The organism is Kribbella monticola, from assembly GCF_003261635.1.
GTDB lineage: Bacteria > Actinomycetota > Actinomycetes > Propionibacteriales > Kribbellaceae > Kribbella > Kribbella monticola.
Map to the genome: position 1 here is coordinate 96,606 of NZ_QFXK01000037.1, position 16,607 is coordinate 113,212.

Genomic DNA, 16,607 nt, shown 5'->3' on the forward strand with positions numbered 1-16,607 from the left:
AGGGAAGGTCAGTCGCCCCAGAAGAGGTGGTCGACGGTGTTGCGGGCCCGGCGGGTAGCGCGCAGGTAGGCGTCGGAGAAGTGGGAGCTCTCGCCGGGTGGGTAGCCGCAGATCTGGGCGACCGCGGCGAGGTCGCGCGGATCGCGGGGTAGCGAGTCGCTCGGCCGGGCCCGGACGAGCATGATCGCGTTGCGGATCCGGGTCGCCATCCGCCAGGCCGTGGCGAGTACTTCGGCGTCGCTCGATTCGACCAGGCCTGCCTCGACGGCTGCTCGCAAAGCGCCGAGCGTTCGCGTCGTGCGCAGACCGGCGACGTGGTGCGCCTCGCGCAACTGGAGCAACTGGACCGTCCACTCGATGTCCGCAAGGCCGCCGCGACCGAGCTTCGTATGGGTCGCCGGATCAGCACCACGCGGCAACCGCTCCGCGTCCACGCGCGCCTTGATCCGGCGGATCTCCGTCACGTCGCGTTCCTGGATCCCGCCGGCCGGGTACCGCAACGGGTCGATCAGTGCGCGGAACGCCTCGCACAACGAAGCGTCCCCACACAGCGGATCCGCCCGCAGCAACGCCTGCGCCTCCCACACGGCCGACCAGCGCGCGTAGTACGACTGGTACGACGCCAGCGTGCGAACCAATGGCCCCTGCCGACCCTCCGGCCGCAGGTCCGCGTCGACCGCGACCGCCGGATCGGCACCGGGCAACGCGAGCAACCGGCGCAACTCCGTGGCCACCTGCGTCGCGAAGTCCGTCGCCGCCTTCTCTGTTGCCCCCGGCAACGGATCGTGGACGAACATCACATCCGCGTCGCTGCCGTAGCTGAGTTCGTGGCCACCGAACCGGCCCATCGCGACGATCGCCATCCGGGTCGGTTCCTCGCCACCCTTGGCGATCGTCCGCCGGGCGACCTCGAGCGCCGCGGTCAGCGTCGCGACCGAAATCGTCGTCAGTGCTTCACCGACGACCTCGACATCGACGAGCCCGGACAGGTCGGCCGCCGCGACCCGGAACAGCTCGCGTCGCCGTACCGCGCGGATCGCGGCCACCGCCGCCTCGGCCTCGTCCTTGCGCCGGCCCGCCGCGGACATCTCGGTCAGCAACGCTTCGGGGGTCCGGGGCGTCAGTTCGCGCTCATCGGCCAGCATCGCGGTCGCTTCGGGCGCCCGCTGCAGCAGATCCACGGCGTACCGGCCGCTTGCGAGCAAGTGCGCGAGCCGCTCGGCGGACGCGCCTTCGTCGCGGAGCTGGCGCAGGTACCACGGGGTCGAGCCGAGCGCGTCGGAGATGGTCCGGAACGCGAGCAGGCCGGCATCGGGATCGGGCGATTCGGCGAACCAGCCGAGCATCGCCGGCAGTAACGCCCGCTGGATCGACGATCGCCGCGACACCCCTTCGGACAGCGCCTCGATGTGCCGCAGCGCGGACGCGGGATCGTCGTACCCGAGCGCGGTCAGCCGTTGCTTCGCCGCCTCCGGTGTCAGCCGCACCTCGCCACCCGGGATCCGTGCCACCGCCGACAACAGCGGGCGGTAGAACAGCTTCTCGTGCAAACGCCGTACTTCGAGGGCGTGCTTCTTCCACGCCGCGGTGAGGTCCGCGACCGGATTCTTGGTGAACCCCAACGACCGCCCGAGCCGGCGCAGATCGGCCTCGTCATCGGGAACCTGATGCGTACGCCGCAAGCGATACAGCTGGATCCGGTGTTCCATCGACCGCAGGAACCGGTACGCGTCCGCGAGCACCGCCCCGTCGGTCCGGCCGACATACCCGGAGTTGGTCAGCTCCTCCAGCGCGATCAGCGTCGTCCCGCTCCGCACCGACTCGTCACTACGACCGTGCACCAGCTGCAGGAGCTGTACTGCGAACTCGACGTCCCGCAACCCACCAGGACCGAGCTTGAGCTGCCGATCCGCATCGGCTGCGGGGATGTGGTCGACGACGCGGCGCCGCATCGCCTGGACGTCGTCGACGAAACCGTCGCGGTCGGCGGCCGACCAGACGAGTTCGGCCGTCTTCTCGGCATAACTGCGGCCGAGCTCGGCGTCGCCGGCGACCGGGCGGGCCTTGAGCAACGCCTGAAATTCCCAGGTCTTCGCCCAGCGTCCGTAGTACGCGAGGTGGCTGTCGAGGGTCCGGACGAGCGGGCCGGCCTTGCCCTCCGGGCGCAGTGCGGCGTCGACCGGCCAAAGCGTGCCCTCGGCGGTGTGGATCGAGCAGATCCGCATGGCTGCCGATGCCAGTTGGGTCGCGGTCTTCAAGGCCGGCGCCTCGGGCTCGCCCGGCAGTGGTTCGGCGACGAAGAGGACGTCCACATCGCTGACATAGTTGAGTTCCCGGCCACCACACTTGCCCATGGCAATGATCGCCAGGCGGCAGTCGGCAGCGCCGGGGTGGGCCTTGAAGTAGTCGTTGCGGGCGATCCGGAGCGCCGTCTCCAGGGCACCGCCGGCCAGATCGGCCAGTACTGCGGCGGTCTCGTCGACCAGCAATCCCTCGGCGAGGTCACGGGCCGCCAGCCTCAGCAACAACCGGCGGTACTCCACTCGCAGCGCGTCCACCGGATTCTCGGCGTCCACCGCCGTCGCCAAACAGGCCGCCACATCGTCCGGCGTCGGCCGGGCCGCCGCCAGCGCAGGATCGGCCAGGTCGTACCAATGCCGCGGATGCACACTGAGATGCCGCCCGAGCGCCTCACTGGCCCCCAGTACTGCGGTCAGCCGGCGCCGGAAGTCGCCATCCATCTCCAACGTGCGGGCGAACACCGCGACGTCGAAGCCGTTCTGGTCGAGCGACTCGACCGTGCCGAGCAGCCCGGTCAGAGCGAGATCGGGATCGGCCGACTCGGACAGCGAGGCGACGACCTGCTCGCTCCCCATCGGACTGTGCGCGTCGAGCGCGTCCAACCGGTCGAGCATCCGCCCGGCCTTCTGCGGATCCGCGAACCCGGCCCGCACCAGCCGGCCCTCACCCGAAACCCTCCGCACTTCCGCCACACCCGTCAGGCTATCCATTCCGCCCGACGGCCGCCGCGCCGCTACGCCGCTACCGGCCCGGCGACGGCAAGACCCTTGCGTCCGGAGCCCGGTCCGGCTCCGGACGCAAGGGGAGTATCAGCTGGCGTCGGCGTGATCCGGCGCCGACCAGCGGGCCGCCGCGGTCGAGTGCCGGTACGGCGATTCGGTCTCCGGCAGCGGGTCGATCGCACTGAGACCGGTGAGGTGGAGATCCACGGCCGGCTCGATCACCGGCGTACCGTCCGGGGCCAGCGCGGTCACCTCTTCCACCGTGAGCAGGCCGACCGGGCGCACCCCTTCGGTGATCACCACGATGCCGCCGGGCACCACCTGCTGGGCCCGGTTGCCCTTGGCGGGCACCAGGATCCCCTCGGCCGGCGTACGCCAGGCGCCGGGCGCGAAGCGGCGCAGGGCGATGCCTGCCTGACCGTCCTCGGCCGTGCGCGGCGGCAGGTACGCCGTGGCTGTGTAGTCGTAGTCGTAGTCCGGCTCAGGTGGCCCGGACACCCGCCCACCCTGCTGGGGCGTCAACCAGACCACCGTGCCCCGAACAGCAAGCGACCCCGTCATCATGACCATAAGGAGTCATCATGCCGACTACAGCCCGAATATGCCAGGCGACTCCGTGTGTTGGCCGCAATCGGTTCGTGATCCGGTCGAGATTTGTCTCGGCGCCTTCAGAGCACCGGCAGCAGTTTGTTCAGTTCGAACGGGGTGACCTGCCGGCGGTAGTCCTGCCATTCCGCGCGCTTGTTGCGGAGGAAGAAGTCGAACACGTGCTCGCCGAGCGTCTCGGCGACCAGTTCACTCTCCTCCATCGCCTGGATGGCTTCGGCGAGGCTGCTCGGCAGCGGCTTGATGCCCAGGGCCTTGCGCTCGCGCGAGGTGAGCGACCAGACGTCGTCCTCGGCCTCGCGGGGCAGTTCGTACCCCTCCTCGATGCCCTTCAGCCCGGCCGCGAGCATCAGCGCGAACGCCAGATACGGGTTCGCGGCCGAATCGAGCGAGCGGAACTCGACCCGCGAGGACTGGCCCTTGTGCGGCTTGTACATCGGCACCCGGACCAGCGCGGACCGGTTGTTGTGCCCCCAGGAGATGAACGACGGGGCCTCGTCGCCGACGGCGAGCCGCTTGTACGAGTTCACCCACTGGTTCGTCACCGCGGTGATCTCCGAGGCGTGATGCAGCAGCCCGGCGATGAAGGCGCGCCCGGTCTTGGACAGCTGGTACTGCGCGCCGCCCTCGAAGAACGCGTTCCGATCGCCCTCGAACAGCGACATGTGGGTGTGCATCCCCGAGCCCGGCTGGTCGCTCAGCGGCTTCGGCATGAAGGACGCGTAGATGCCCTGCGACAGCGCGACCTCCTTCACCACCACCCGGAACGTCATGATGTTGTCGGCGGTCGACAGCGCGTCGGCGTACCGCAGGTCGATCTCCTGCTGACCCGGGCCGCCCTCGTGGTGGCTGAACTCCACCGAGATGCCCATCGACTCCAGCATCGTGATCGCCTCGCGGCGGAAGTCGTTGCCGATGCCCTGCGGGGTGTGGTCGAAGTACCCCGACGAGTCGACCGGCTCGGGGTACGTGCCCGGCGCGCCGGTGAGCGACTTGAACAGGTAGAACTCGATCTCGGGGTGGGTGTAGAACGTGAACCCGAGGTCGGCCGCCTTCGACAGCGTCCGCTTCAGCACGTGCCGCGGGTCGGCGAACGACGCGGACCCGTCCGGCATGTTGATGTCGCAGAACATCCGCGCGGTACCCATCGTCTCGCCGCGCCAGGGCAGGATCTGGAACGTCGACGGGTCCGGCTTGGCCAGCATGTCCGCCTCGGTCACCCGGGCGAACCCCTCGATCGCGGAACCGTCGAACCCGATCCCCTCGGCGAACGCGCCCTCCAGCTCGGCCGGCGCCACCGCCACCGACTTGAGGAACCCGAGCACATCGGTGAACCAGAGCCGCACGAACCGTACGTCGCGCTCCTCGAGCGCGCGCAGCACGAACTCCTGCTGCTTGTCCATCGGCGAGTCCACCTCTCCAGGGGTTCCAACGATTGTCTTGCGGGACCTCACACAGTCTGCCCCGGCCTTGTTAAGCGCACGTTACGTGTTGCGGCAGACAACCCGCGCACGCAGCCCCGGCGTACGGCGAACTCGGGCCCGACACGCCGAGCTCGATCTGCGGCGCTGCCCGCGGCTCCGGCGGCTCGATGTTCACGCTATCGGCGCAGGTCGTGACCCAGACATGCCGGATTCGTCACCTGCTCGCGACCCGGAGGGCCTAAGTTTCTCCCGTGCAGACGATCTTCCAGGCCGCCCTGATCGTCGCCGCCGTGCTCTGCGTCAGCGACCTGCTGCTCAGCACCGCGCGCTTCATCCGGTCGGTGCAGGACCGCCGGCCCGCCGAGTTGGACGTCCTCGGCCGGCGCTGGCTGCCGATTCCGGAACTCGGCTTCGGCATGTTCGCGTTCTGCTGCCCGGGCCTGGTCACGCTCGGCCTGACCCACGAGAACCGGGCGCTGCCGACGATGCAGATCCTGCTCGCGGCCCTCATCTTCGGGTACGCCGGTGCGGTGCTGTCCCGCGTCGTCCGGACCCCGGGCCCGGGCGGTCGCCGATTCCGGCTACGCGCCGGCCTGCTCCTTGGCCTGCCCGCGATCTTCGGCCTCGTCTTCGGCCTCTCCGGCGTCGCGAGCTGATCCCGCGGTCGCTTCGGCTGCTCCGGCTGCTCCGGCCTCTTCGGCTGCTCCGGCAGCTTCGGCTGTTCGGCGGGCTCGCCACCAGGGCACGATCCGCTCGAGCGGAGCGAAGGCGAGCCAGCACACGACCGTGGGCAGGAAGTGGATCAGCAGGATCGCCGTGTTCGCGGCGTGGAAGCCGAGGAAGAACAACGCCCCCATCAACTGCCAGCGGCCCTTCAGCCACAGGATCGCCGGCGACAGGAACTCACCGATGATGCCGACCCACTGCATCACGTGCAGCAGCCACGGGTGGTGCAGCAACCACTCCCCGACCGGATGCGGCCGCCGCACGATCGCCCAGGTCAGAATCGCGCTGTTCGGCCAGGCCAGCGTCCAGCCCGCGCCGCGGAGCTTGGCGATCGAGGAGAGGAAGTACGTGCAGATCACCGAGATCTGCACACACCGGATCACCCATCCCGCCGCCTCGGATCTCGTCTGATCCGCGTACGGGTTGCCGGCTTTGGTGGGTGCGACCGTCGGCAGGACCCAGAGCGCGACCGTCAGCGCGAGGTGGTCGTGGTCGACCTTGCCGTCGCTCATCCCGATCAGCACCCACCAGGTGAAGGCGGGTGCGACCACCCAGCCGGCGATCCGGGGGAAGCGGTTCGTGGCGCCGACCAGGCAGGCGACGAGCAATACGTAGTACAGGGCTGTCGTGTTCGCGACCGACGGGGTCGGTAGGTGGAAGAGGCGCTCGAGCAGCAGCGGCTTGTAGAGGTCCGGGTGCTCGCCCTTGAGTCGCGTGTCGCGGACGAACGCGTGCATGTCGAGGATGACGAACAGGTACAGGATCGTCCGCAGCCAGGCGATCCGGGCGAGCGCGATCGGGGCCGTGAACCAGTTGGCGACCGTCTTCATCGGCGTACCTGCCAGGTGGCCAGTACTTCGGACTTCGGCGGGCCGACGACGCGGCCCTTGACCAGCGTGGTGGTGTCCCGGATCAGCTCGAGTTTCACGTACTTCGGTTTGTCGGGGTGCTTCTTGGCCCAGCCGTCCGCGACCGCCTGCAACTTCGACGGATCCGCGACGATCTCGCCGGTGCGGGCCTCGATCTCGGCGCGCGCGACCCCGGCGCCCTCGATGTTCAGCGGTACGTCGACCGTCGTACCGGCATCGGTCTGCGCGCTGATCCGGGTATAGGTGATCGAGGCGTCGTCGGCCACGCTGCCGGCGTACTGCGACATCGGCCCGAACGGCCAGGCGTCGTCGCTGGCCTGCACCGAACCGTTGATCAGCAGCCCGATCCCGGCCAGTGCGACCAGGACGCGGACGCCCTTGCCGATCCTGCCAAGCCGCACGTCCCCCGCGCGGTCGTCGCTAACCTTCACGCCGGTCATTACACACCAAGGCGGTGCCGCGCCCACCCCAGGCCGGTGCCACGATCGCGGCCCGGCGCAGTGAGAATATCGGCAGACGTTTACCGGAAGGGACACTTGATGGCGACGATCCAGCAGGTCGCGGAGGCCTTCTCGGCGCACCGGTTCCGGGAGGTCTACGACTTCTTCCACCCCGACATCCAGTGGATCCTGGTCGGTGCCGCGAAACTGGAGGGCCGCGACCAGGTGGTGGCCGCCTGCGAGGGATCGCTGCGGGAACTGGCCCGGACGACCACCCAGTTCCTCCGCTTCAAGACCGCAGCCGGGCCCGAGGTGGTCGCCGTCGACGCGATCGCCCGCTACGTGGACACCAAGTGGAAGAGCACCTTCGTCTCCAGTTGCGACATCTACGAGTTCACTCAAGGCGCCCTGACCAAGATCACCACCTACACCGTCGAGGTCGATTCCTCCGCCGTGAAGTGAGCCGGCCTTCGGTAGGTGATGCGGCGGATCAGGATTTCGAACGGGCCTCGGTAGCCGGCGCGGCGCATCAGGTCGGCGAGTAGGACGGTCAGGAGCCAGGTCGCCGTGGCGAGGAGGGCCGTGGCGGTGATCGAGAGGTTGTCGGCGAGGCCTGCCAGGTAGGGGGTGAAGGCAACGGTCCAGATCACCGACTGGGTGAGATAGCAGGTCAGGGACCGCTGGCCGACCGCGGAGATCGCTCGTGTCATCCGGCCGGGGTGGTCCTTGAGTTTGATCGCGATCAAGGCGATCAGGGCGGCATACCCGAAACCGCCGAGCGTGCCGCAGGCGTCGTGCAACGGGCCGAAGCGGTCGAGTGGCTGCGGTTCGGCGGTGAAGCCGGCGATCCAGAGCGATACCGGGAGTGCACCGGCGATGGCGGCGCCGATACCTAGTACTGCGGTTGCTTGCAGCAGGGTCTTGTGTTGCTCGGGGCGCTCGAGGATGCGGCGACGACCGGCCCAGACGCCGACGAGGTACGGGCAGGCGAACCCGATCGGGCCGAGCAGCGCGATCACCGGCTGGACGGGGAGGCGGGCTTGCAGGCCGGCGAGGAAGTTCGGTGGCAGCATCGAGGGGTCGGGCGGATCCGCGCCGACCGCCATCGACCCGTCGCTCGGCAATGCGGTCAGCAGAAGAAAGAAGAGCGCGGTCAGCAGGAGCCAGCGGTCCTTCCAGCGGAGCACCCAGACGCCGACGAACAGCAGTACGCCGTACGCGGCGAGGATGTCGCCGATGTAGAGCAGCATCGCGTGCACGAACCCGAGCGTGACGAGCACCAGGCTCCGCCGCCAGAGCAACCACCGGACCGACCGCCAGGCGACCCCTTGCCCGGTCTGCCGCGCCGCGATCCGCGCCACGCCGTACCCGAACAACACCCCGAACATCGGAAACGCCCGCCCGTCCACCACCGCCGACACCCCACCCGCAACCACCCGATCGAGTCGCGACCCATCGGTCGGGAACCCACCCCGAACACCCGCCCCTTCCAAGAAGTAGTGCGAGTTCGCCAGCGCGATGAACAACAACATGAACCCCCGGGCCAAATCCGGCCCCAACGCCCGCGTCTTGATCGGGCCACCTGAGCTAGTCACGCACCCAGCCAACCCGCACCGGCCGCCCCCGGAAATCAGCCGAAGTAGCCACGCCCGCAACGAAGGTATCCCCCACACCGAGCCGGACCCACCCCCACAGCACGCCCGCCGCCAACGCGCTCCGACGCGAGAAGCGACACCAGGCCAGCTTTGCGCAGGGTGCGCAGGGTGAAGGGGTGATGAGGTGGTGGGGTGGTGGGGTGTACCGACCGACAGGTAGTGCACTGCCTGTACGCCGTACGCGGGTGCCCGACTGCGCTCAGCCGCACTAGTTGCCGTCGGCTACCTCCTGTCCTCCGGGACGCCACACCGATGCCCAACGCCCACCAGACACTGTTCAAGCGGCCACCGGATGCTCCGCCCCCATCGGCGAAGCTGGTCAGTGCGCATGGACCCTCCCCCGCGCAGACTGGCTGGAGGCCGGAGGGGGAACGATGCTTGACGAGTTGGCGCGACGGTGGCAGGCGGGGTGGTCTGTGAGCCGCGGGTGGACCGACGTCGATGAGGATCGCGGCGTGACCGTGCTGCGGATCGGGGATCCGGAGCGGATGGTGTCGTACTTGGTCGCCGATGCGAGGCTCGAGTATGCGGCTCGGCTCGCCCGCGCCGACGAACATGCCGGTGGGCTGTCCTGGTTGAGCGTGGTGACAACAGAGGCGAATCGGGTGCTGCCGCGGATACAGGCGGAGGGGCTGGAGTATCGGCGTACTGAATGGTTGATGACGATTGCCCTCGATCAACAGCCCGTACTTCGGGCGCCCGAGCCGTGCGTGGTTGAGGTCGGTCGCCGCGACGGGGCGATCGTCGCGGAGGTTCGTGTCGGAGACGACGTCGGCGCGAGCGGGCGGATGGTCGTCATCGGCAAGGACGCGGTGGCAGACCTGATCTGGACCGAGCCCGGGCACCGGCGCAGAGGGCTGGGCAGTGCGGTGATGTCGGCGTTGGTTGCTGAGGCGCGGCGGGACGGCGCGACGACGGGGTTGCTGACCGCATCCGGTGATGGGCGCGCACTGTACGAGCGGTTGGGGTGGGTGACCTACGGGGAGGTCGTGGTGGCTCGGACGAGGGTCAGGTGAGGCGGACTCGGGGGTCTATGAGGCTGTAGGTGATGTCGACTATGAAGTTCATGGCTACGAGGATGACCGAGGCCAGGAGGACGGTGCCCATGATGACGGGGAGGTCGTAGTTGCTGACGCTGTCGACGACCAGGTTGCCGAGGCCGGGGAGGTCGAAGATCTTTTCGGTGAAGATCGCGCCGGAGAGGCTGCCGGCGATGTCGAGGCCGAAGATGGTGATGACGGGGATGAGGCCGGCGCGGAGTGCGTGCTTGTAGGTGACCTTGCGATCCGACAGTCCCTTGGCGCGCGCCGTACGGATGAAGTCCTCGCTGAGCGTTTCGACCATCGAGCCGCGCGAGTAGCGCGCGTAGTCGGTGCAGCTGTAGATGCCCAGCACGAGCCACGGCGTGAGCAGGCCGCCGAACCATTTCGCCAGGTTCTCCGATGGTGGTGTCCAGCCTCCGCGCGGCAGGATCGGATAGAGGATGGTCAGGTACAGCGCGACCATCAGACCGACGATGTAGTACGGCACCGAACTGACCACCAATGTGGTGCTCATCAGGAACCGGTCGCTCGCGGTACCTCGCCGCTTCGCCGCCATCGCGCCGACCGAGACGCCGATCGTCAGTACGAGGAATGCATACCCGCCGACCAGCGACACCGTCACCGGCAGCCTGCTGGAGAGCATGTCGTACACCGGCCGGTCGTTCTTGAAGGAGAAGCCGAGGCACGGCGCCGGGCAGTGCTGGCTGAAGCCCGACGTCACGAAGTCCCGGCCCACCACGATGCCTTCGACGTACTCCGCGAACTGCTGCACCTTCGGCCGGTCCAGATGCAGGTTGCGCTTGATCTCGTTGTAGCGCTGCTGGGTGCAGTTGCGCTCACCGCAGATCGCGCCGGCCGGATCGGTCGGGGCGACGAAGAACAACGTGAAGGTCGCGACCAGTGTGACCAGGACGACGCTGAGGGCGCTGACCAGCCGACGAGCAACGAAATGCACCACGAGTTGACTCCTGCATCTGCTGACGGATCCGAGGGCGACCCCCAGCCGCCGCGACATAGTTCCATACCCACCCGCCGGCAGTGGCCATCGACCGGACGATTTGCCGCCGAAGGGTCAGACCGCGCCGAATCGTTCGGTATGGATGCGGCGCAGCGGGACGCCGCGGGCGGAGAGTTCGTGGCTGACGGCGTGGACCATCGGCGCCGGCCCGCAGAGGAAGTAGTTGAGCCGGGCGGGGTTGCGCGGCAGGTAGCGGTTGAGCAGTTCGCCACTGATCCGGCCCGCCTCGCCGATCCACTCCGGCCCCGGCCGGCTGATCACCTCGACGACCTTGAGGTTGAGGCGTTGGCGGACTTCCTCGATCTCCGGCCGGAGCATCAACTCCTCGACGGTCCGGGCGGCGACGATCAGCCAGTGCCGACGGCGGTCGCGGCGATCGGCGAGAGTCCGGAGCATGCTCAGCAACGGGGTGATGCCGACGCCGGCCGCGATCATCACGAACCCCGAGGACCCGTCGTACCCCTCGATCGTGAAGCCGCCGTACGGACCGTCCAGGAACACCCGGCGCCCGGGTCGCAGCCCGCTGAGCAGCTCGGTGTAGTCACCGAGTGCCTTGATCGTGAACTGCTTGACCTGCGGGCGCTGCGCCGTCGAGGAGATGCTGAACGGATGCTCCTCGAAGACGAAGGCGGTGGACCCGAACTTGAGCCAGGCGAACTGCCCGGCGTTGAACGGTACTCCGGCATGCCGGTCGGCGCGGATCGTCAGGGTGACGCCGTCGCCGGGCTCGTGCCGTACTTCGTCGAGCAGGTAGGACCGTCGGCTGGCGCGCAGCGGCAACCACAGCCAACGGCGTACGGTCAGCGCCGCCACCAGCAGTCCCGTTCCGCAGAACCAGATCGTCAGCAGCGGTTTCGAGATCAGGTGCCGAAGCCACCAGACGTGCAGCCAGGCAGTCAGCAGCACGATCCATGCCAGCGCGTTGTGGACGAGCCGCCAGCCTTCGTACCGCGGTTGGCGGGTGGGCCTGGTGATCGCGAGGCCGACCATCAGGACCAGCGCCAGCGTCGAGCAGGTCGCAGCGCGAGCCGCCCAGGTGGTGTGCGCCAGGTCGAAGACGGCGAAATGGCGCCGGTCCTCGATCAGCACCGCGACCAGATGCAGTACCACCAGGACGACCGCCGCCTTCGCGATCGATCGATGGATCCGCAGGATCGTCTCGATCCCGAACGCGGCGATCAGCGGCGACACCCGGGCCGGGAGGATCACGGCGACGACCAGCGCCGAAAAGGCGACCAGGCCGAGGCTCAACGCGACCGCCTCCCCCGGTTTCGGGTCGCGCGGGCCGAGTGACAGCCAGGTGAGGAACAGCGGGACCAGGAGTGCTTCGAGGTAGAGCAGGAACCAGCCGATCCGGGCCGCTGGTCCGTGCACATGCGTGGTGACAGGTTTTCGGCGGATCATCTCGGTTCCCATCCGCATCCTTCGGGGCTTGACTGGAACCTACGCCCCGGCGCACCCGGTCCGGAATGCCCTATTTCGTTAAGAAATAGCCCTTCCTGCCGTGCCTTGCACCGACTTTACAAACTAGTTGCCACAGGCAACTAGATGACCTGACGCACTCCTCCTGACAAAGTCGTCCGGGGAGTTGGCTGAGGGACGGGCCGGGGTGGCAGTAGGGTTCGGGGCGTGCCTCAGCTTCGGGTTGCTCTTGCTCAGCTCAACGTCACGGTCGGTGATGTGGACGGGAACCTCGACAAGGTCGTCACCTGGACCCGCAACGCCGTCGACCGCGGCGCCCACCTGGTCGCCTTCCCCGAGCTCGCGCTGACCGGTTACCCCGTCGAGGACCTCGCCCTGCGCGGGTCTTTCGTCGACGCCTCGCAGGCCAAGGTGCACACGCTGGCCGAGCGCCTGGCGGCCGAGGGCCTCGGCGAGATCGTCGTCGTGGTCGGGTATCTGGACCGCGCCACCGGTACGGCGATGGGCGTCGACCGCCTCGGCCGGCCGAAGGGATCGCCGACGAACTCCGCGGCCGTGATCCACCGCGGCAAAGTGGTCACGTCGGCGGTCAAGCATCACCTGCCGAACTACGGCGTCTTCGACGAGTTCCGCCACTTCGTGCCCGGCGACTCGCTCCAGGTCGTCCGCATTCACGGCATCGACGTGGCCCTGGTCATCTGCGAGGACCTCTGGCAGGACGGCGGCCCGGTGGCGGCCACCCGCGCTGCCGGGGCCGACTTGCTGCTGGTGGTGAACAGTTCGCCGTACGAGGCCAACAAGGACGATGTCCGGGGCGAGCTGGTCACCCGGCGGGCCCGCGAGGCCGGCTGCGCGCTGGCGTATGTGAACCTGGTCGGCGGTCAGGACGAGCTCGTGTTCGACGGCGACTCACTGATTGCCGATGCCGAGGGCAAGGTGTTCGCGCGGGCCCCGCAGTTCGAGCAGGGCAGCATGGTCGTCGACCTGGACCTGCCGGCCGCAACCGGTACGCCGGGTGGCGAGCACGAGGGCATCCGGATCGTGCACACCGTGCTGCACGAGGACCCCTTGCCGGCGTACGAGCCGATCGCGGCGGCGGTGGCGCCGCGGCTGTCGGACGAGGCGGAGATGTACGGCGCGATCGTGACCGGATTGCGCGACTACGTCCGCAAGAACGGGTTCAAGTCGGTGCTGCTCGGGTTGTCGGGTGGGATCGACTCGTCGCTGGTCGCGGCGATCGCCTGTGACGCGATCGGTCCCGAGCACGTGTTCGGCATCTCGAATCCGAGCGTCTACTCCAGCGAGCACTCGCGCGACGACGCGGCCGAACTCGCCGCCCGGACCGGCCTGAACTACCGCGTCGTGCCGATCCAGCCGATGGTGCAGCCGTTCCTGGACACGCTCGGTCTGACCGGGCTGGCCGAGGAGAACCTGCAGGCGCGGGTGCGGGCCGTCATCTGGATGGGCCTGTCGAACGCGGACGGCCACCTGGTACTTGCCTGCGGCAACAAATCGGAGCTGTCCGTCGGCTACTCGACCATCTACGGCGACTCGGTCGGCGGATACGCGCCGCTCAAGGACGTCCCGAAGACGGTGGTCTGGCGGCTGGCCAAGTGGCGGAACGCGGACGCCAAGGAGCGCGGCAAGCAGCCGCCGATCCCGGAGAACTCGATCGTGAAGCCGCCGTCGGCGGAGCTGCGCCCCGGCCAGGTCGACACCGACTCGCTGCCGCCGTACGACCTGCTCGACGACATCCTCGACGACTACGTCGAACAGGATCGCGGCAGCGCCGAACTGGTCGCCGCGGGATTCGACCCCGAGGTCGTGTCCAAGGTGATCCAGCTGGTCGACAAAGCGGAGTACAAACGGCGACAGTATCCTCCGGGTCCGAAGATCACCCACAAGGCGTTCGGCCGGGACCGCCGGCTGCCGATCACCAACGCGTGGCGTGAAGATGCAAGAAAGGCGACCGAGAGCTGAGTGGATCGTGGCGTAACCGCCCTTACTCCGACGACTCCTTCCCGGCCACGGGCGGGTTCGGCCTGCCCGAAGACGACGACGACGATGTGAGGGATCCCTCACCGACAGCCGGTGGCGCTCACTCACCGCAACGGTGGGACGATGAGGCCATGGTTGACAACTTCATGTCGGCCGGTACCAACGGCGACGCCGACGACGAGCTGCCGGCGCCGTACGGGACCGGACCGAAGAACCGGACAACCGAGGAGCACCACCGCTCGGACTACAGCTACACCGAGCCGGAGCGATCCGGCGACGGGTGGCGCGATCGGTCGACCGCCCTCGACGGGCTCGACCCGGCGCCGTCACTGCCGAACGCACCCCGGTCGTACGAGCGCGGCCCGGTGCCGCAGCAGCCGTACGTACCGAAGCCGCCGTTCCTGCCCGGTCCCCCGCCGGCCGCGCCGCCGCGCGAGCAAGGCGGCTATCAGGGCCAGCAGCAATCAGGTCAGCAGTACGGCGAGCAGCCGTACTCGGAGCCGTCCCGTTCGTACGGCGACTCCTACACCGAGTCCAGCTCCGACCGGTACGACGAGTCGCCCTTCGCCCCGCGTACGCCGTACCAGGAGCCAACGTCGTTCCGGCCACAGCAGCAGCCGTCTGCACCGTCGCAGGGTTCTCCGCAGCCGCCGTCGCAGAACCCGTTCGCGCCGAACCGCAACGGGACCAGCGGCCACCCGCCACAGCCCGCGGCGCCTTCCACTCCCCGCCCGAGCACTCCGGCTTCCAACGGCCTGAGCTCCAACGGCCTGAGCTCCAACGGACCGAGCTCTAACGGGCTGAGCTCCAACGGCACGGCCGGCTCCAGTTCCGCGCAGGGGCCCGCGCAGTCGGCGCCGCGGCCGCCGCAGCAGCAGTCCAGCAACGGTTCGACGGCGCACGGTGCCGGCAGCAACGGGTGGAACCAGTCGTCGCCTCCCAGCACGCCGCAGTCGTCGCAGTCACAGCCGTCAGCGCAGTCCCAGACCGGCGCACTCAGCAACGGTCTTTCGCAGCAACCACCACCGCCGCGCGCCGGTGGGCCGGCACCGACCAGGCCGACCCCGAGCGCCCCGAGCGCACCAACTGCGCCGAGCCCGGCGGCTCCTGCTGCGTCGAGTGCGCCGACCGGTTGGAGTGGACAGGCGCCGAGCACCGGCCAGACTCCGAACGCCTCCAACGGCTACCCGTCCGACCCATCAGCGGAGTACGAAAGCAACGCGCCGATCAGCTCGGCCGCCACTCCGTCGACACGCCCCCCAGCGCAGAGCCCAACCACACCCCAGGCTCCGGCTGCACAGCAAGGCGGTACCAGGCCGGTCGGCGCCCGCCGTCGCGCCGACGTACAGCAGGACGCACCGAGCCAGGTCCCCGAGCCGGCCGCATCCCACCGTGCCGCCCGCCGCGCGCAACCGACCGCAAGCACAGCAGCAGGCGAATCAGCCGGTACTGCGTCGTCGCCGTCCACCCCGAGTGCGCCCGGCGACTCCCCGAACCGTCCACGCAGGTACAGGATTCACCACCTGCGGGACATGAAGAACCGCGGCGAGAAGTGGGCCATGCTCACGGCGTACGACCAGTACACGGCCGAGATCTTCGACGAGTCAGGGATCCCGGTGCTGCTCGTCGGCGACTCTGCCGCGAACAACGTCTACGGCTATGACACGACCCTGCGAGTGACCGTCGACGAACTCATTCCGTTGGCGCGTGCAGTCGCGAGTGCCGTACAGCGCGCGTTGGTGGTAGCCGATCTTCCGTTCGGTTCCTACCAGGGATCACCAGAGCAGGCGTTCCACACTGCCGTGCGCTTCATGAAGGAAGCGGGCGTGCACGCGGTGAAGCTGGAGGGCGGGCGGACCGTCGTACCGGCTGTGGAGAAGCTGACGCAGGCCGGCATCCCGGTGATGGCGCACATCGGTTTCACCCCGCAGAGCGAGCACAGCATCGGCGGGTATCGCGTGCAGGGTCGCGGTGACCAGGCGGCCGGACTGATCGACGACGCGGTCGCGCTCGCCGAAGCCGGGGCGTTCTCGGTGGTGCTCGAGATGGTGCCCGGCGATGTGGCGGCGGAGATCACCAAGCGCATCTCGGTACCGACGATCGGCATCGGCGCCGGTCGCGACACCGACGCGCAGGTGCTCGTCTGGCAGGACATGGCCGGCCTCCGCTCCGGCCCGATGCCCCGCTTCGTCAAGCAGTACGCCGACCTGCGCAGCATCCTCACCACAGCCGCCACGACGTATGCCGCCGAAGTAGCCAACGGCGCCTTCCCGACCGACGATCACACCTTCTAGATGTACCCGGCCGAGACGTTGGTGACGTTGGGGTTGGTGGGTTGACGTAGGGAAGACCTCCGGAGTGCGGTGGAGATAGCCGTCTTCAC

Annotated in this window: 13 protein-coding genes; 5 read left to right on the forward strand and 8 right to left on the reverse strand. The window is 68.7% G+C overall.

The window, feature by feature from the left end; all coding sequences use genetic code 11:
- Positions 1 to 8: 8 nt before the first annotated feature.
- The 3 genes from DIZ26_RS30090 to glnA form a co-directional block, all read right to left on the reverse strand.
- Positions 9 to 2,993, reverse strand: a complete 2,985-nt coding sequence (locus tag DIZ26_RS30090) for a bifunctional [glutamine synthetase] adenylyltransferase/[glutamine synthetase]-adenylyl-L-tyrosine phosphorylase (RefSeq protein ID WP_269815412.1) — start codon at positions 2,991 to 2,993, stop codon at positions 9 to 11.
- Positions 2,994 to 3,110: 117 nt separating this feature from the next.
- Positions 3,111 to 3,521: a hypothetical protein gene (locus tag DIZ26_RS30095; protein WP_232828695.1), complete on the reverse strand. Its 411-nt coding sequence runs from the start codon at positions 3,519 to 3,521 to the stop codon at positions 3,111 to 3,113.
- A 170-nt stretch (positions 3,522 to 3,691) separates the two neighbouring features.
- Positions 3,692 to 5,032 carry a type I glutamate--ammonia ligase gene (gene glnA, locus DIZ26_RS30100; protein WP_112247685.1) on the reverse strand — a complete coding sequence of 447 codons (1,341 nt, stop codon included), beginning with the start codon at positions 5,030 to 5,032 and terminating at the stop codon, positions 3,692 to 3,694.
- A 272-nt stretch (positions 5,033 to 5,304) separates the two neighbouring features.
- On the opposite strand from glnA, the gene DIZ26_RS30105 reads away from it, so the two are divergent.
- Positions 5,305 to 5,709 carry a hypothetical protein gene (locus DIZ26_RS30105; RefSeq protein WP_112247687.1) on the forward strand — a complete coding sequence of 135 codons (405 nt, stop codon included), beginning with the start codon at positions 5,305 to 5,307 and terminating at the stop codon, positions 5,707 to 5,709.
- Here the strand turns inward: DIZ26_RS30105 and DIZ26_RS30110 are convergent.
- Together DIZ26_RS30110 and DIZ26_RS30115 are read right to left on the reverse strand one after the other, a co-directional pair.
- A complete protein-coding gene (locus tag DIZ26_RS30110) occupies positions 5,635 to 6,609 on the reverse strand; it encodes an HTTM domain-containing protein (protein WP_112247690.1) in 975 nt (324 codons plus the stop codon). The genes DIZ26_RS30105 and DIZ26_RS30110 overlap by 75 nt on opposite strands.
- A complete protein-coding gene (locus tag DIZ26_RS30115) occupies positions 6,606 to 7,079 on the reverse strand; it encodes a hypothetical protein (RefSeq protein ID WP_232828696.1) in 474 nt (157 codons plus the stop codon). The genes DIZ26_RS30110 and DIZ26_RS30115 overlap by 4 nt, the downstream gene beginning before the upstream one ends.
- Before the next feature lie 108 nt (positions 7,080 to 7,187).
- Between DIZ26_RS30115 and DIZ26_RS30120 the strand changes: the two genes are divergently transcribed.
- On the forward strand, positions 7,188 to 7,550 hold the full coding sequence (locus DIZ26_RS30120) for a nuclear transport factor 2 family protein (protein ID WP_112247694.1): 363 nt from the start codon (positions 7,188 to 7,190) through the stop codon (positions 7,548 to 7,550).
- Here DIZ26_RS30120 and DIZ26_RS30125 read toward each other — a convergent pair.
- Positions 7,514 to 8,683 carry a DUF418 domain-containing protein gene (locus tag DIZ26_RS30125; RefSeq protein ID WP_232828697.1) on the reverse strand — a complete coding sequence of 390 codons (1,170 nt, stop codon included), beginning with the start codon at positions 8,681 to 8,683 and terminating at the stop codon, positions 7,514 to 7,516. The genes DIZ26_RS30120 and DIZ26_RS30125 overlap by 37 nt on opposite strands.
- Before the next feature lie 434 nt (positions 8,684 to 9,117).
- Between DIZ26_RS30125 and DIZ26_RS30130 the strand changes: the two genes are divergently transcribed.
- On the forward strand, positions 9,118 to 9,759 hold the full coding sequence (locus DIZ26_RS30130; RefSeq protein ID WP_112247696.1) for a GNAT family N-acetyltransferase: 642 nt from the start codon (positions 9,118 to 9,120) through the stop codon (positions 9,757 to 9,759).
- On the opposite strand, the gene DIZ26_RS30135 is transcribed toward DIZ26_RS30130, so the two are convergent.
- Both DIZ26_RS30135 and DIZ26_RS30140 read right to left on the reverse strand, forming a co-directional pair.
- A complete protein-coding gene (locus tag DIZ26_RS30135; RefSeq protein ID WP_112247697.1) occupies positions 9,752 to 10,744 on the reverse strand; it encodes an ABC transporter permease in 993 nt (330 codons plus the stop codon). The two genes, DIZ26_RS30130 and DIZ26_RS30135, sit on opposite strands and share 8 nt — an antisense overlap.
- Positions 10,745 to 10,858: 114 nt before the next feature.
- Positions 10,859 to 12,220: a ferredoxin reductase family protein gene (locus tag DIZ26_RS30140; RefSeq protein WP_198676360.1), complete on the reverse strand. Its 1,362-nt coding sequence runs from the start codon at positions 12,218 to 12,220 to the stop codon at positions 10,859 to 10,861.
- Between the two features lie 213 nt (positions 12,221 to 12,433).
- Between DIZ26_RS30140 and DIZ26_RS30145 the strand changes: the two genes are divergently transcribed.
- Both DIZ26_RS30145 and panB read left to right on the forward strand, forming a co-directional pair.
- Positions 12,434 to 14,206, forward strand: a complete 1,773-nt coding sequence (locus DIZ26_RS30145; protein WP_112247701.1) for an NAD+ synthase — start codon at positions 12,434 to 12,436, stop codon at positions 14,204 to 14,206.
- 149 nt (positions 14,207 to 14,355) lie between these two features.
- Positions 14,356 to 16,518 carry a 3-methyl-2-oxobutanoate hydroxymethyltransferase gene (gene panB, locus DIZ26_RS38440; protein WP_232828698.1) on the forward strand — a complete coding sequence of 721 codons (2,163 nt, stop codon included), beginning with the start codon at positions 14,356 to 14,358 and terminating at the stop codon, positions 16,516 to 16,518.
- The last annotated feature ends 89 nt before the right edge of the window (positions 16,519 to 16,607 follow it).

What these genes read in the sequence shown, in the direction of transcription:
- DIZ26_RS30110 (WP_112247690.1), bottom strand. Translation starts at nt 6,609, where the DNA reads ATGAAGACGGTCGCCAACTGGTTCACGGCCCCGATCGCGCTCGCCCGG.
- glnA (WP_112247685.1), bottom strand. Translation starts at nt 5,032, where the DNA reads ATGGACAAGCAGCAGGAGTTCGTGCTGCGCGCGCTCGAGGAGCGCGAC.
- panB (WP_232828698.1), top strand. Translation starts at nt 14,356, where the DNA reads ATGGTTGACAACTTCATGTCGGCCGGTACCAACGGCGACGCCGACGAC.
- DIZ26_RS30140 (WP_198676360.1), bottom strand. Translation starts at nt 12,220, where the DNA reads ATGGGAACCGAGATGATCCGCCGAAAACCTGTCACCACGCATGTGCAC.
- DIZ26_RS30120 (WP_112247694.1), top strand. Translation starts at nt 7,188, where the DNA reads ATGGCGACGATCCAGCAGGTCGCGGAGGCCTTCTCGGCGCACCGGTTC.
- DIZ26_RS30130 (WP_112247696.1), top strand. Translation starts at nt 9,118, where the DNA reads ATGCTTGACGAGTTGGCGCGACGGTGGCAGGCGGGGTGGTCTGTGAGC.